Origin of the sequence: Micromonospora fiedleri (assembly GCF_016774385.1) — a bacterium.
GTDB classification, from domain to species: domain Bacteria; phylum Actinomycetota; class Actinomycetes; order Mycobacteriales; family Micromonosporaceae; genus Micromonospora; species Micromonospora gifhornensis.
Genome location: NZ_JAETXL010000006.1, coordinates 1 through 14,965 on the forward strand (window position 1 = coordinate 1; position 14,965 = coordinate 14,965).

Annotated in this window: 15 protein-coding genes and 1 pseudogene; 8 read left to right on the top strand and 8 right to left on the bottom strand. The window is 70.6% G+C overall.

Annotated features, from left to right (window positions below; genetic code table 11):
- Positions 1-150: 150 nt before the first annotated feature.
- On the bottom strand, positions 151-2,910 hold the full coding sequence (locus JMF97_RS17050; protein WP_203222461.1) for a M14 family metallopeptidase: 2,760 nt from the start codon (positions 2,908-2,910) through the stop codon (positions 151-153).
- Between the two features lie 318 nt (positions 2,911-3,228).
- Here JMF97_RS17050 and JMF97_RS17055 point away from each other — a divergent pair, with 318 nt between their 5' ends.
- From JMF97_RS17055 to JMF97_RS17065, 3 genes are all read left to right on the top strand, one after another.
- Positions 3,229-3,546, top strand: coding sequence for a hypothetical protein (locus tag JMF97_RS17055; RefSeq protein ID WP_203222462.1), 318 nt, complete (start codon positions 3,229-3,231; stop codon positions 3,544-3,546).
- Between the two features lie 78 nt (positions 3,547-3,624).
- Positions 3,625-4,104, top strand: coding sequence for a hypothetical protein (locus JMF97_RS17060; protein WP_203222463.1), 480 nt, complete (start codon positions 3,625-3,627; stop codon positions 4,102-4,104).
- A 77-nt stretch (positions 4,105-4,181) separates the two neighbouring features.
- Positions 4,182-5,390, top strand: a complete 1,209-nt coding sequence (locus JMF97_RS17065) for an MFS transporter (protein ID WP_307817000.1) — start codon at positions 4,182-4,184, stop codon at positions 5,388-5,390.
- Between the two features lie 15 nt (positions 5,391-5,405).
- Here JMF97_RS17065 and JMF97_RS17070 read toward each other — a convergent pair whose 3' ends face one another.
- A complete protein-coding gene (locus JMF97_RS17070) occupies positions 5,406-6,206 on the bottom strand; it encodes an SAM-dependent methyltransferase (RefSeq protein ID WP_203222465.1) in 801 nt (266 codons plus the stop codon).
- Positions 6,207-6,396: 190 nt separating this feature from the next.
- Between JMF97_RS17070 and JMF97_RS17075 the strand changes: the two genes are divergently transcribed.
- A complete protein-coding gene (locus tag JMF97_RS17075) occupies positions 6,397-7,017 on the top strand; it encodes a hypothetical protein (RefSeq protein WP_203222466.1) in 621 nt (206 codons plus the stop codon).
- Between the two features lie 101 nt (positions 7,018-7,118).
- Here JMF97_RS17075 and JMF97_RS31340 read toward each other — a convergent pair whose 3' ends face one another.
- Complete coding sequence (locus JMF97_RS31340; RefSeq protein WP_307816955.1) at positions 7,119-7,661, bottom strand: RICIN domain-containing protein; 543 nt, start codon at positions 7,659-7,661, stop codon at positions 7,119-7,121.
- Between the two features lie 13 nt (positions 7,662-7,674).
- Here JMF97_RS31340 and JMF97_RS31345 point away from each other — a divergent pair, with 13 nt between their 5' ends.
- Positions 7,675-7,905 carry a hypothetical protein gene (locus tag JMF97_RS31345; RefSeq protein WP_238359573.1) on the top strand — a complete coding sequence of 77 codons (231 nt, stop codon included), beginning with the start codon at positions 7,675-7,677 and terminating at the stop codon, positions 7,903-7,905.
- Positions 7,906-8,286: 381 nt separating this feature from the next.
- Here JMF97_RS31345 and htpG read toward each other — a convergent pair whose 3' ends face one another.
- The 5 genes from htpG to JMF97_RS17105 all read right to left on the bottom strand — a co-directional run bounded on the left by htpG (position 8,287) and on the right by JMF97_RS17105 (position 13,358).
- Positions 8,287-10,143 (bottom strand): molecular chaperone HtpG, encoded by a 1,857-nt coding sequence (htpG, locus tag JMF97_RS17085; protein ID WP_238359616.1) that lies wholly within the window; start codon positions 10,141-10,143, stop codon positions 8,287-8,289.
- A 201-nt stretch (positions 10,144-10,344) separates the two neighbouring features.
- A complete protein-coding gene (locus JMF97_RS17090) occupies positions 10,345-10,611 on the bottom strand; it encodes a GlsB/YeaQ/YmgE family stress response membrane protein (RefSeq protein ID WP_203222469.1) in 267 nt (88 codons plus the stop codon).
- Positions 10,612-10,747: 136 nt separating this feature from the next.
- A complete protein-coding gene (locus JMF97_RS17095; protein WP_203222470.1) occupies positions 10,748-11,326 on the bottom strand; it encodes a GerMN domain-containing protein in 579 nt (192 codons plus the stop codon).
- Positions 11,323-12,678, bottom strand: coding sequence for a sensor histidine kinase (locus tag JMF97_RS17100; RefSeq protein WP_203222471.1), 1,356 nt, complete (start codon positions 12,676-12,678; stop codon positions 11,323-11,325). The genes JMF97_RS17095 and JMF97_RS17100 overlap by 4 nt, the downstream gene beginning before the upstream one ends.
- Positions 12,675-13,358 carry a response regulator transcription factor gene (locus JMF97_RS17105; protein ID WP_013734240.1) on the bottom strand — a complete coding sequence of 228 codons (684 nt, stop codon included), beginning with the start codon at positions 13,356-13,358 and terminating at the stop codon, positions 12,675-12,677. Before JMF97_RS17105 ends, JMF97_RS17100 begins: the two co-directional genes overlap by 4 nt.
- 153 nt (positions 13,359-13,511) lie before the next feature.
- Between JMF97_RS17105 and JMF97_RS17110 the strand changes: the two genes are divergently transcribed.
- The 3 genes and pseudogenes from JMF97_RS17110 to JMF97_RS17120 form a co-directional block, all read left to right on the top strand.
- On the top strand, positions 13,512-13,937 hold the full coding sequence (locus JMF97_RS17110) for an STAS domain-containing protein (protein WP_203222472.1): 426 nt from the start codon (positions 13,512-13,514) through the stop codon (positions 13,935-13,937).
- Positions 13,938-13,974: 37 nt separating this feature from the next.
- Positions 13,975-14,244 carry a GlsB/YeaQ/YmgE family stress response membrane protein gene (locus tag JMF97_RS17115; protein ID WP_203222473.1) on the top strand — a complete coding sequence of 90 codons (270 nt, stop codon included), beginning with the start codon at positions 13,975-13,977 and terminating at the stop codon, positions 14,242-14,244.
- Positions 14,245-14,330: 86 nt separating this feature from the next.
- Positions 14,331-14,900, top strand: a pseudogene (locus JMF97_RS17120) (STAS domain-containing protein); the annotation flags it as partial.
- Positions 14,901-14,965 lie beyond the last annotated feature (65 nt).

Sequence of the window (14,965 nt, forward strand, 5' to 3'; positions counted from 1 at the left end):
GTCACCTCCACCCCGGCATCGTCACCCGGCTCAGCGAAAGCAGGCGAACCCACCGCCACCACACCGGCCAGCAGCGCACCGGACGCACCGGCGGCCAGCAGCCGCTTACGACTCCATGTGTTCATTCGTATCTCCGTCGTCGCTTGTCGGTTACTGGGCGGGCCGCGGGTCGGCGCAGTTGACGGCCGCGTACTCCTTGGTGACGGTGGTGGTCACCGTCTCGCCGCCGAGGGCACCCGTGGCGTGCGCCGAGGCGGAGCCCTCCGAGACCGTGCCGGAGCGGGTGTTGAACTGCTGGAAGGTGCTCGCGCCCGGCGCGACGTTGACGGCGGCCTTGGTGCCGTAGCTGCTCTCCAGGGAGATGCTGACGGCCGCGTCGTTCTGGTTGTGCGCCTGCACCGCGACGTACGCCTTGCCGGCCACGCACCGCACCTGCGTGGTCACCGTGACCCGCAGTGCCTCCGGGTCCCAGGCCTTCGTCGTGTTGTGGTTGGTGCCGGTGCCGTCGGGCACGTAGCCGTTCTCGACGTTGCCCTTCGAGTCGACCGAGAACCAGTTCAGGGTGGTGCCGTTCGGCAGGGTCAGGGTCTCCCCGCCCTCCCGGACGCCGCCCGAGCCGTAGAGGGTCGATTCGAAGGTGGGCCGGCTGCCGTCGACGGTGTAGAAGACCGCCGCCGGCTCGCTGGTGTCGAAGGTGACGTCGACCATGCCCGACGTGGCGCTCGGCGCGATGTTGACCGTGCTGGTCGGGGCCGCCGTGTCGGTGTCGTAGTCGCGGGCCACCCGCAGCATCTCGACCAGACCGTTGGAGAACTCCATGGTCTCTTCCTTGGCCGAGGCCCACGGCGGCTGGAAGGAGGTGCCGACCTCGAAGTTCCAGGCGTAGATGCCGTACTTGTACCAGAGCATGTCACCGGAGTTGCCGGCCGCCGAGTAGAGCACGTCGGCGATCGGACCGGTCCGCGCCGGGGTGACGGCCAGGTTGCGGTGCCGCTTGATGGCGGTCAGGATCCGCGACGAGGCGCCCCAGAACAGCGACTCCTCGGCCAGGGTCGGCCGCGGCGCCGAGATCCGGCCCGGGGTCGCGTACGAGCCGGGCGACCACATGAAGTAGTTGCCGGAGGAGTGCAGGTTCATCGAGAACTTGACGTTCGGCCGGGAGGCCAGCCAGTCGACGTTCTTGTTCTCCGGCTCGGACAGCTCGGCCGGACCGGCGTACGAGCCGCTGGTGCAGGAGTGCGAGGCGCCCGAGTAGCCGTCGAAGAGGCTGTACTCGGTGTAGTTGCGGTTGTTGTCCACACCCCAGGAGGTACGGCCGAGGAAGTCCCCGTTCGTCTCCGGCGTGCAGTGGTTGGTCATGCTCTTGCGCTGCGAGGCGAAGTCGTAGAACGAGAAGTGACCACCATCCGGGTTCACCGACGGGGCGATCCAGATGTCCAGGTTGTCGACCAGCTCGCGGGTGTTCGCGTCGTGCTCGTAGTTGCGCAGCAGCCGCTCGGCCGTCTCGATGGTCACCAGCGGCGGCACCCACTCACGGGCGTGTTCCTGGGCGTAGGCCAGGACACCGAGCTTGGAGCCGTCGCGGTGCTTGCCGATCCGGATGGCGTAGACGGAGTGCGGCTCGCGGGAGACCGACTCCGGCGCGGAGAGGCCGTCCGACAGCTGGGTCGGCGCGGCCGGCGCGACCACACCGGCGCCCTCGTTACCCCGATAGGTGTACGCCTTCAGCAGGGTGCCCGCCTCCGCGTTGAGCGCGGCGGCGACCTGCGCGGCGGTGCTGGTGACCGCGCCGGAGGCGTCGGTGGCCAGGCTGACCCGCACGTCGTTGCCGGTGACGGCCACCGTCAGCGCCGAGTCGGCGGCGCCGGGGTTGACCAGTTCGACCGAGATGTCGTTGCCACCCTCGTGGCCCCAGGCCAGCGAGTCGATGCCGACCCGGTTGGCGTTGCCGCTGCCGAGCACGGCCTGCGCCTTGCGCCGGTAGCCGTTGGTCTTGTGCGGCAGCTCGACGATCTCCGAGATGCTCGGGTACTGGGCGGCCAGGGTGTGGATCCGGTCGTACAGCTCCGTGGGGGTCAGGTAGCTGTTGACGAAGTCCTTCTGGTAGCCCGGGCCCTCGGGGGCGTCACCGGAGATCGGCAGCCACTCCTTGACCTTGGCCACCGCGACGTCACCGGTGGGGCTGGTGATCTGCACGTACTCCGGCCGGCTGGTCACGTTCGACGCGCCCCGGTGGTACATGTAGACCCCGGCGTCGACGAAGCGGCTGATGTTCTGCGTACCGCCGGAGCCCATCTCGGTGCCCGGCCCGCTGTCGCGCTGGACGGTGAGGGCGTTGTTGGCGTCCTGGCCGCCCGCCCACTTGGCCTCCACGGACAGCACCTGGTTGGTGCCGTTGGTGAAGTAGTCCGCCCGGATGATCTTGACGTCGGAGGCGGCGGACCGCGCCGCCATTCCGGCGCCGCCATCCATGAACTCCTGGTTGTCGGCCAGGTGGGCGGCGATGGTCGCCTCCCGCTCGGCGATCCGCGCCGCGGAGTCGGCCGGGGTGTGCAGCACCTCGCCGAAGGTGAACCCGGCGGCGGTCAGCGTGGCCACCTCGTTACCGGTCACCACCGCGTGGACGACGATGCCGTCCTCGCTCTGGTGGACGTGGTGGTCGAGGTCGACGCCGGTGGCCACCAGCGCATCCAACTCGTCCTTGTCGGCCAGCAGCACCTCGACCACGTTGGCCTGCTCGTCGGCCAGTCGGCCGAGGTCCTCAGGCACTTCGCTTACCGGGGTGGTGGCGTTCTGCGACACGACGGCGGCCGCCGGGTTGACCAGCAGCAGCACCGCGGTGCCGGCCGCCAGTGCGGCAGCCATGGGTACCCGGCGTCGCCACCGGGCACTGGAACGGAATTCGGACATGAGGCTCGTAGCCCCTTCTCGGTGTGCGGTGGGGGTTAGGCATGCGCCTCGGCCGCGCTCGACTTGTGCGGGCAGCGCGACGAGGCATCCGATGTAGACGCTGCCCGCATCACCGACTACGCAGCGTCACACACCGGACCGTTAGGAGTGATCAGGTTGCGGACAACTTTCACGCGCTGAAGGTCATCTGTCAATCGTCCCGAAGTATGGGCGGGTGATCACCCCCACCTCGGCCAACCGTCCAGGGTCACGTGTTTGACCTGCGTGCAGACTGGAGAGGCAAGAGCAAGGAAGCTTGAGTGCAAGGGGGGACCACCCGTGTCCGACAATGCCGGCAATCGGCCCAGCCACACCTATGACCGCCCGGAAGAGGTGACCGATCCACTGCTGTGGCGGCTCGCCCTGGACGTCGCCGAGGCGCACGCTCCGGCAGAGGACGGCGGCTGCGCTCACCTGCTCTGCGCCGGACAGGACTGGCCCTGCGGGCCCTGGGAGCAGGCACAGCGGGCGCTCAGCCTGGCACAGGGCGGCTCGACGCAGCAGACCAGGACCACCGAGCGGACCACCTACCCCGCGCCGTTCACGCTGCCGGGCTGGCAGGGCGAGCAGTCACGCGGCGACTCCGCCGCCGCCTGACCCTCCTCGACCTCGGACGCGCCGCTCACGGGGGCGGCGCCGCGGAGGGTCCGGTGCTTGTCAATGTAGCGTTGACGGATGCTTGACCCGCTGGACCGTCTCGCCGGGATACCGGCGGCCCGCGACCGCCTGGACGAGGCGGAACTGGACCTGATCGACCAGGCCCGGCAGGCCGGAGCGACCTGGCACCAGGTGGCCGGGGCGCTCGGCCTGAGCAGCCGCCAGGCCGCCGAACAGCGGCGTCAGCGGCTGGCCGCCGGCCGCCGGGCCCGCCGCGCAGCGGCCGACCGGCGCTGGCCGGGCGAGGTCGCCGGGTTGCGCGCCGCGCTCACCGGGCTGCACCGCTGGATCGAGGCGGACCGCCGGTGGGACGGCAGGCTTCCCGGCGCCAACCTGACCCGGCACACCGTCCTGCTGGCCCTGGACGCCGAGCCCGGTGCGCTCCACGATCTGGCCCGGCACGTCGCCGCCGATCTCACCGCCGCCGGGCATGAACTGCCCGGACCGGTCCGCCTCATCACCGCCGAACTGCACGCCACCCTGTCAATGCTGCATTGACAGGGTCTCACCAGTCTTGCCTCAACTCGACTCAGAACCGAGGCTGTGAGTCAGGTTGACTCAACCCTGGAGGCGTGGTGCGGCGCAACGCGGCCCTGTTCGTGACCATCTCCGTGTTGTCCGGCTTCGGCGGCAGCGCGATGGCGCTGGTCGCCGGCATCTGGATCCTCGACCTGACCGGGTCCAGCGGGCTCGCCGCGCTCGCCGGGCTCTGCGTGTACGCCCCCACGCTCGCCGGACCGTGGCTGGGTGCCCTGGTCGACCGGCTGCCCCGCCGAGGGCTGCTGATCACGACGAACCTGACCCTGGCCGCCGTGCTGCCCACCCTGCTGGCGGTGCACGGTCCCGCCCAGCTGTGGCTGCTGTTCACCGTCTGCGCGGTGTACGGCGTCGCGTACGTCGTCGTCGACGCCGGCGAGAGCGCCATCCTGCCGGCCGCCCTCTCCCCCGCCGAACTCGGGCACGTCAACGGTTGGCGGTCCAGCGCCCAGGAGGGGGTCAAACTCGTCGCCCCGCTGGCCGGGGCCGGCCTGTACGCCTGGCAGGGTGGACACCTCGTCGCCCTGCTCGCCGCCGTCCTGCCGCTGCTGGTGGCGGTCGGGTACGCGGCGTTACGCCTGACCCCGACCCCGTCGGCCAGCGCGAGGCGACGTGGTGTCGTCCGCGCCGGTCTCGCTGTCCTGACCGGCTCGGCGTCGATCCGGCGTACGGTGGGCCTCGCCGCGACCGCGATCGGCATGCAGGCCCTCACCACCGCCGCCGGGTACGAGATCGTCACCGTCGAGCTGGGCCTACCGGCGACCTTCCTCGGCGTGCTGCTCAGCGCGCAGGGCGCCGGCTCGGTCGCCGGCGGGCTGGTCGTCGGCCGGCTGATCACCCGGTTCAGCCCGACCACCGTGGCCGTCGTCGGCACGGCCCTGTTCGCGGCGAGCTGCCTGGGCCGCTGCGTACCGTGGTGGCCGGCGGTGCTCGCCGCCTCGGTGGTGGCCGGTGTCGGCCTGCCCTGGACGCTCGTCGCCGCCGTCACCGCGGTCCAGATGCACAGCCCTGACGACCTGCTGGGCCGCGCCTCCGCGACCGCCAACACGATCATGTTCGGGCCGATCGCGCTGGCCACCCCGCTCGGTGCCGCCGCCGTACTGCTGGGTGCCCGCCCGCCGCTCGTCCTCGCCGCCGTCGTCTGCCTCACCGCCGCCGTGGCCGTCGGCCGGCGCTCCCGGCCGGGTCGGCCCCGGTCCGGTCGGGCCGGCACGCGGTCACCGCAGCCGGCGCCGACCGGGGCCTGAGCCGTACGGCGGACTTCAGTTGGTCTTGCGGGCGACCACCGCGTACTCGGAGACGGGGGTGGTGTCGTTACCGTCCGGCCGCCAGTGGGAGCAGGTGACCAGGCCGGGTTCGAGGATTTCCAGACCGTCGACGAAAGCGGCGATCTCCGCCGGGGTACGCACGGCCATCGCCGCACCGCCGCCGGCCCGCCACGAGTCCATCGCCCGATCCACCGCCTCGGGGTTGACCTCCCGGGTGGGATGGGAGATGACCAGGTACCCGCCGACGGGCAACGCCTCGACCAGACGTCGCACGATCCGGGTGGCCTCGGCGTCGTCGACCACGAAGTTCAGGATGCCGAGCAGCATGACCGCCACCGGCCGGGTGAAGTCCAGGGTGCGCCGGGCCTCGGTGAGGATGTGGTCGGGCTGGCGCACGTCGGCGTCGATGTAGTCGGTCGCGCCCTGCGGGTCGCTGGTGAGCAGGGCACGCGCGTGCACCAGCACCATCGGGTCGTTGTCGACGTAGACGACCCGCGTTTCCGGTGCCACCGACTGGGCCACCTCGTGGGTGTTGTTCGCGGTGGGCAGCCCGGTGCCGATGTCGAGGAACTGCCGTACGCCTGCCTCCGCGACGAGGTGTCGCACCGCCCGGCCGAGGAACTCACGGTTGAACCGGGCCGACTGCACCAGCTCCGGCATGTAGGCCAGGACCTGCTGGGCTGCCTCCCGGTCGGCGGCGAAGTTGTCCTTGCCGCCGAGCAGGTAGTTCCACAGTCGAGCGGAGTGGGGTATGTCGCTGGAGATGGCTGCGCTGAGCGGGGATGCGTCGGTCACCTGGGCTCTCCGATGTGCGGTGGCACGGCTTCGTCCATCTGGGACGGTAGCACCCGGAGATCGACTGCGGAGCATCCGATGATCCACTGACAATCGACGAAACGGTGGGTGTCCAGACGGGCACCCGCCGTCAGACTTCCTGTTCCCACCACGAATGGGCGGCATACCGGAGACGAGACGGAGTGGTCACATGGGCATCTTCAGACGGCGCAAGCAGTTGCCGCAGCAACCACCGCCGGACCTGCCGTATCCGCCACCGCCACCCACCCTGGCACCGGGCGACCTGGTGGCCGCGCGGCAGGTGGTCCGCGCCTTCCTCGCCGGCCTCGGCGACGACGACCGGATGTGCACGGCCGGCACGGCGGTGGTCCAGGCCGGCGGGGGCGTCGCCGATCTCGATCAACTGATGCGCAACGCCCGCCTGATCCACCAGACCGGCGACCTCGGCATCGACCGGCCCTGGCGTTGGCTGGCCGTCGTCACCGCCGAGGCTCGACAACTCGGTGACCTCGCCCTCGTCGCCGACATCGCACACTTCGTCCACCTCTGGGACACCCGCCTGCGCAGTCGGATGGCTTCCGGCGAGCTGACGATGGCGCTGCAAACCCCACCCCAGGATGCCGTACGGGAGATCTACGCGATCGCGGTGGCCGCCCTCGCCGAGGTCGACCCCGACCACGTCGTCGCGGACGGCACGGGCGGCATCACGGTGGCCGCGCTGCGGACCGGCATTGCCCACCGCGTCCTGGACGCCGACCCGCCGTACCCCGCGGAGGTCTCGGCCGAGGCCCGACGGATCGTGCCCACCTGAACAGTCCAGCTTGCGCGGCCTGGACCGTACGGTGCCGGCGGACATCACCGCGCGGAGGAGCCCGGACCGCGGTCCGGGCTCCTCCAGTCAAGGCGAAGGCGTCAGGCCGGGATCGCGGTGACGTACCAGAGCTGGCCGGTGACGTTCTGGCACTTGTCCATGAACGACGCGCCCTTCAGGACGGACTCCGGCGCGAACCGGTTGCCTTCCAGGCATTCACCTTCCTTCTCCCGGAACTTCGTCTGCAGCCGGAAGAGGTTGTCACCGGCCTTGACCAGCTTCCACTGCTGGCCGGTGACCTCTTGACAGGTGTCGAGGAAGGCGGCGCCGCCGAGGACCTTCCCGGCGACCTGGTTACCTTCCAGACACTTCTCCTCGCCGAGGAACTTCGTCCGCAGCGTGTAGTAGCCGTCCGGGCGCTTGGTGAAACTCCACGCCTGCCCGTCCACGTCCTGACAGGTGTCCTGGAACGCGGCACCGGCGAGGGTCGAGTTGCCGTCGATCCGGTTGCCTTCCAGGCACTCGTCCTCGCCCCGGAACACCGTCTTGAGCTTGTAGTACCCCGAGGCGGCGGCTGGGATCGGCGCCGCCGGCTGCGCCTTGACGTCGACCGTCTTCACGGCAGCGGGGTCCGAGCCATCCACCGGCTCCTCGTTGATGGACGTGTCGATCGCCGCCGCGGACGAGGCCGCGGTGGGGGATGCCGCGGTGGGGGATGCCGGATTCGTCGATGCGGTCGGCGTGGACGCCGGCGAGCTGGACGTCTCGGCCTGCCCACATCCCGCTGTGGCCATCACCAAGACCGCCAATACCGCCACAAAACGCCTCATATTGTCCAACTTTCGCTACTGCATGGCAGGGATTTCGGTTCCGCCAGCCCCGCCGTGATCGCCCTGACTTGGTCCGGCTGGTCACCCGAGCGGCTGGCGTCGTAACCGTACGTGTGTGCCAACGGCGCCGACAACGGGCAAGCGGACGGCAAATTCGCGCCCGTCGGGGGCATCCCGGTCCGTTTGTCAGTCCAATGTGGACGCTGGCCGGTGACGCTCTATTCGCCGGTCGGCCAGAGGCCGATGGGTGAAGCGGATGAAAGATCCACGGTGGACAGTGAACTTACGCATAGTTCACAGTGGAAGTGGTTGCCACAGGCCGGACCGAGTCGAGGCCGGCGGTCCATCGCCGCTCGCAGGGCCATCCGGTTCAGGGTCGGGTGGGTGTACCGCCACACCCGACCCCGAACCGGACGCTCAGTCTGCGAGCAACCAGCGGCTACAGGGTGCGGGCAAGGCGGTCGGCGAGGATCCGGGCGAACCGCGACGGGTCGGCCAGGTCACCGCCCTCGGCCAGCAGCGCCGTGCCGTACAGCAGCTCGGCGGTCTCCGCCAGCGAGTCGTTGGCACCATCCTGCTCGTACGCCTTGCGCAGCCCGGTCACCAGCGGGTGCCCCGGGTTGATCTCCAGGATCCGCTTGACCTTCGGCAGTTCCTGACCCATCGCCCGGTACATCTTCTCCAGGGTGGGGGTCAGGTCGTGAGCGTCACCGACCACGCAGGCCGGCGAGGTGGTCAACCGCGACGACAGGCGTACCTCCCGGACCGAGTCGGCGAGCACGCCGCCCATCCAGGTGAGCAGGTCGGCGTACTCGGTGCGCTGGCGTTCCCGCTCCGCCTCGGCCTCGGTGCGCTCCTCCTCGGTGTCCAGGTCCACCTCACCCTTGGCGATCGAGCGCAGCGTCCTGCCGTCGTAGCTGCCGACCCGCTCCACCCAGACCTCGTCGACCGGGTCGGTGAGCAGCAGCACCTCGTAGCCCTTGGCCCGGAACGCCTCCATGTGCGGGGAGTTCTCGATGGTCGCGCGGTTCTCACCGGTGGCGTAGTAGATGTCGCTCTGGCCGTCCTTCATCCGGCTGACGTAGCCGGCCAGGTCGGTCAGCTCCGCCGGGTCGTGGGTGGAGGCCGCCGACAGGATCTCCAGCAGGGTGTCCCGGTTGTCGGTGTCGTCGATCAGGCCTTCCTTGACGGCGGCACCGAACTCGGTCCAGAAGGTGCGGTACCGCTCGGGGTGCTCGGTCTTGAGGTCCTTGACGGTGGCGAGCACCTTCTTGACCAGCCGACGGCGTACCGCCCGGATCTGCCGGTCCTGCTGGAGGATCTCCCGGGAGATGTTCAGCGACAGGTCGTGGGCGTCCACCACACCCTTGACGAAGCGCAGGTAGTTGGGCATCAGCGCGTCGCAGTCGTCCATGATGAACACGCGCTTGACGTACAACTGCACGCCACGACGGCCCTGTGGGGAGAACAGGTCGATCGGCGCGTGCGACGGGATGAACAGCAGCGCCTCGTACTCGAAGGTGCCCTCGCCGCGCATGTGGATGGTTTCCAGCGGGTCGGCCCAGTCGTGGCCGATGTGCTTGTAGAACTCGTGGTACTCGGCCGGCTCGACCTCGCCCCGGGGACGCGCCCACAGCGCCTTCATCGAGTTGAGCGTCACCGTCTCGGTGGTGGTCTCGGCACCGTCGGTGCCGGGACGCTCGACGGTCATCCGGATCGGATGGGCAATGAAGTCGGAGTACCGCTTGACAATCTCGCGGATTGTCCACTCGGCGGTGTAGTCGTGCAGGTTGTCCTCGGCGTCGGCCGGCTTGAGGTGCAGCGTCACCGCCGTCCCCTGCGGCGCGTCGTCGAGCGCGGCGATGGTGTACGTGCCCTCGCCGCTGGACTCCCACCGGGTGCCACCGCTCTCGCCGGCCCGGCGGGTGGTCAACTCGACGGAGTCGGCGACCATGAACGCCGCGTAGAAGCCCACCCCGAACTGCCCGATCAGCTCCTGGGAGGCGCCCGCGTCCTGGGCCTCGCGCAGTTGGCGCAGCAGCTCGGCGGTGCCGGACTTGGCGATCGTGCCGATGACGGAGACGACCTCGTCGCGGGTCATCCCGATGCCGTTGTCCCGCACGGTGAGGGTGCGGGCGTCCCGGTCGACCTCGATGGTGATGTGCAGGTCATCGGTGTCGACGGCGAGGTCCTTGTCGCGCAGCGCCGCCAGCCGCAGTTTGTCCAACGCGTCGGAGGCGTTCGAGATCAGCTCGCGAAGAAACACGTCCTTGTTCGAGTAGATCGAGTGGACCATCAGCTGGAGCAGCTGACGGGCCTCGGCCTGGAACTCCAACGTCTCAGCCCGGTCGTTCACACCTTTCCCCTTCTTCGCTCGTCAGCTACGACGACTCGCGGAAAGGATACGAGCCGTCGCTGTCCGCGTGCGTGGCCGGTCCGCCTCTGCGGACACGACACCGGCCCGCCCCCGGCGACAGCGGGGACGGGCCGGTGAAGGTCAGCGCCGGCGGCCGTACGTGCTGGCGAGCAGCACGACACCGACCGCGGCGAAGGCGATCTGGATGAACAGCTCGATCCAGTCGATGCCGGGGGTGTCGTCCACGCCGAGCACGCCGGCGACGAGTGTGCCGAGGAGCGCGGCGACGACGCCGATCGCCAGGGTCAACAGGATCGGGATGCGCTGACGCCCCGGCACGACGAGCCGGCCGAGCGCACCGATGATCAGACCGATGATGATGGCGGTGAAGAAGCCGGTGATTTCCACGAGAGCCTGTCCTTCCGAACGGTTACCTCGCCGGATGTGGTGCCCCGACCGACCCGAAGGGCAAACGCCGGAGCCCCGTCACCGACGGTTTGTGTCGTAACCGTCACGGTTCCGCGTGACGTCCGTCATCGACCGGTCACCGAAGGGTGATCAGGACCGCGTAATCGGCGGCGGTGAGCGGGTCCGACGACAGCGAGTGGTCTCCCCGGGGGACGCTCAACGGCGCGCCGTCGCGTAGGAAGATCACCGCGTCGACGTCGGCGCGGGCGGTGAGCGTACAGACGATCTGCCCGTACGCGAGCATCTCGTCGGTACGACCGGTGTCGGCGACCGTCGGCGTGACCGTGACCCGGGCCTGCCCGTCGACGAGTTCCACCTCGGCGTTGCTGAGCGCACCGGTCAGGGCGTTGGTCAGCCCGTCGTCGCGTTCGGTGTGGGTCGGCCCGGCCAGCAGGTCCCGCATCTGCACGTCGACGGTGGGCACCTCGTCTATCCGGCGGATCACCGGCACCAACCGGTCCTCGCGGGAGAAATAGAGCACCTCGGTCACCGCGCCGGTCTCGGCGGTGGTCGGCGCGGCGGTCGCGGTCGGCGGGAACGGGCCGGGCGGTGGGGTGACCGCACGGGGTCGGTCCTCGCCCGGCACCCCGCACGCCGCCACCAGGGTGAGTACGACAGCCGCCACGGCGACCGGGACGCGTCGGGCGCCGATCATGACACGCTCCCGGGCAGGGTGATCCGGAACCGGGCGCCGCCCTCCGGGCGGTCGCTGACCGAGGCGCTGCCACCGTGGGCGGCCGCGTGCTGGGCGACCAGGGCGAGCCCGAGGCCGGTGCCGTCGCCGCCGCCGCGGTAGTGGGCCGCCCGGCCACGGACGAAACGGTCGAAGATCGCCTCACGGTCCTCCACCGGCACCCCCGGTCCGTCGTCGTCCACCTCGATGACCCCGGTGTCGCCGGTACGCGACAGCAGCACCGCGACCGGCCCCGCGCCGTAGCGTTCGGCGTTGTCGAGCAGGTTGGTCAGCACCTGCGCCACCCGACGCCGGTCCACCCGCCAGGTCGCGGGGGTGTCCTCGGTCAGCTGCACCATCGTCTCCGGCAGATCCCGGTCCCGGCAGACCTGCCGGGCCAGCTCGGCCACGTCCACCGGCTGCCGGTGCACCGACTGGTCGCTGCGGGCCAGGTCCAGCAGGTCGTTGACCAGCTGCTGGAAACGGTCGATCTCGTCGGCCACCAGCCGGGCCGCGGTGGCGGTCCGCTCGTCCTGGTTGTCCCGACGTCGGGACAGCACGCTGGCCGCCGCGGCGAGCGTCTGCAGCGGTGACCGCAGCTCGTGGCTGACGTCGGCGGCGAAGCGCCGGTCCCGGTCGATGCGCTGGGCCAGCTCGTCGACCATCCGGTTGAAGGAGGTCGACAGCCGGGTCAGGTCCGGATCGGTGTCGGGTGCCAGCCGGGTGGTGAAGTCACCGGCGGCGATCCGCTCGGCGGCGTCCGCGACGGCGGTGAGCGGGCGCAGCCCGTGCCGGGTGGCGTACCAGCCCAGCGCCGCGCCCGAGCCGGCCACCATGATCGCGACGGCGGTCAGGGCCAGCGCCAGGACCTGGAAGGTCTGCTCCAGCTCCCGCAGCGAGGCGATCTCGTAGAACGACGCCGACTCCGACAGCGGCACGCCGACCAGCAGGACCGGCTGGTCGTCGACGCGGATGCGTTGCACCGCCGGCTCCCCCGCGCTGACCAGTTCCCGTAGTCGCGCCGGGATCGCGGCGGTGAGGCCGTTGTCGGCGGCCCGGCCGTACCAGTCGTCGTTGAGATGCAGCACCGCCCGCCGGCCGGTCCCGGTGTCCAGCGTACGCAGCGCCTCTCCCGCGTCCGGGTTCTCGGTGTCGAGTCCGGCGCGCACCACGGCCGCGTCGTAGTAGGCGGCCCGCAGCACGGTGCGTTCCCGCTCGTCGAGCAGCGTACGGCGGGTCAGCTCGTAGGACACCAGGGCCATCGAGGCCGACAGCAGCAGGGCACCGACGGCGAAGGCCGCGGTGACCCGGGCACGAAGTCCGAGGCGTCTCATCGTTGCAGCTTGTAGCCGAGCCCGCGCAGGGTGACCAGGTGTTTCGGATTGGCCGGGTCGGCTTCGATCTTCTGCCGCAGCCGGCCCACGTGCACGTCGACCAGCCGCTCGTCGCCGCTGTCGTATCCCCAGACCCGGCTGAGCAGCTGTTGGCGGGAGAGCACCCGCCCGGCGTGCTCGGCCAACTCGCAGAGCAGCCGGAACTCGGTACGGGTGACCGCCACCGGCGCACCCGCCCGGCGTACCTCCCCGGCCTCGGGGCTGACCTCCAGCTCGCCGAAGACGAGCACGGGCACCGGCTCCTCCACGGGGGTCACCGTGCGGGCCCGCCGCCGCAGGGCCCGCAGCCGAGCCGTCAGCTCCTTTATCGCCACCGGTTTGACCACGTAGTCGTCGGCGCCGGCCTCCAGCGCGGCGACGATGTCGTGGGTGTCGTCGCGGGCGCTGACCACCACGATCGGCACGTCGTCGTCGCGCCGCAGCTGACGGATGCACTCGAAGCCGTCGATTCCGGGCAGCATCAGGTCGACCAGGACGTAGTCGGCCGGGCTGCGGCGCTGCGCCCGCAGGCCCTCCTCGGCGGTGGCCGCACCGTGCGCCTCGTAACCCTCGTCCTCCAAAGCGAGCAGCAGCGCCAGCCGGATGCGGTCGTCGTCCTCGATCACCAGTACCGCTGTCATACCGGGAATCATCCCCAAGCGCCCGCCGACCGGCCAACCACCACCGCCTCCAGGGTGTTTTGTCACGCAACTGTCATACGTCCGCGCAGTGCCTGCCAACCCCGCTGGGCAGGGTGAGAGCCACCTGGGGACCGCCGGAGAGGGGGCAGCGACGTGACCACGCCACGACGCCCCGAGTGCACCGTGCCGCTGGTGGAGGTGGCCATCACCGAGTTCGACCTGGCCTGCCTGCCGGAGACCGGAACGGTGTTCGACCGACTGCTCACCCTGCACCCCGGCCAGGTCGTGGTCGATCTTTCCGACTGTCGGCACATCGACGCGGCGGGCATCGGGCTGCTGCTCGACGTGCACCGCCGGATGGTGCGCATCGGCGGAGTGCTGTCGGTACGCAACCCCAATCCGCGCATCGCCCGCATTCTGCAGACCGCCCGGCTGGACCAGATCCTGCCGGTGCACGTCGACGGCGCGGCGCCGTCGGCCACGACAACCGCCCCCGGGGCTGTATCCAGTGACGCGGCCGTGAGTGCCGCCGGTCATCCGACGGTGTACGGCCGGGCGGCCGTCACCGTACGCAGCTGACCCGGCGAACACCGCCACCGCCAGGACGAGGAGCAGCATGACCATTCCCGGGATCGCCGCAGCCATCACCGTCGGTCTCACCGTCGGGGCGCTCGGCCGGCTCTTCGTTCCCGGCCGTCCCGGTGTCCCGCTGTGGCTCACCATGACCATCGGCGCCGCCGCCGCGCTGCTCGGCGCCATCAGCGCCTGGCTCGTCGGCGCACGTGAGCTCAATCTGCTGGCGCTGATCGTGCAAGCCGGTCTGGCCACGATCGGCGTGGTGATCGTGCTCGCCACCGCCAGCAAGGAACACTCAGACTCCCGCTGAGCCGACCCGGCGACGGCTCAGCGACCGTCCGCCCCGAGTCCCGTCCCGTTCCGCCCCCGCACCGCCAGCACCGGAGAGGAAACAGGATGACCGTCGTACCGGACGACAACCTGATGACCCTGATCTGCGACACGTGCGGCGAGACCACCACCGGCATGGCCTGCGTACTGCCCGATGCCGAGGTCGTCTGGACGCTTGTTTCCGATCACGGCTGGAGCGGCTCCCCGTTCGCCACCGGTCCGCACCGCTGCCCACGGTGCAGCACCCTGCCGCCGGGCGTCACGACGAACGGCGGCCCCGACCGGCCCGGTTCCGGCGACTCCACGGCCGGTGGGCCCGGTGCCGGCGGGCAGAGTCACGAGGTGACGGTGCTGAGCAACGACGCCGCCATCGGCGCGGAGTCCGGCGAGGCGCTGCGTGCCGCGTTGCGCGCGGCCGCCAGCCTGGCCGGGACGGTCGTGGTGGACCTGGCACGGGTCCAGGTCATCGACTCGGTCGGGCTGGGCCTGCTGGTCCGTGCGCACCGGGAGGTCCGCGAGCGCGGCGAGCGGCTCTGCCTGGCCGCCCCGTCGCGCTTCATCCGTACGGTGCTGCACACGATGAAGCTCGACGGCGTCTTCCCGATCTTCGCCAGCCTCGACGAGGCCCTCACCCAACTGCGTGCCCAGGCCTCCGCCACCGGCGACCCGGTACGGGTCGACGTGACGCCGGCCGAGGCCGG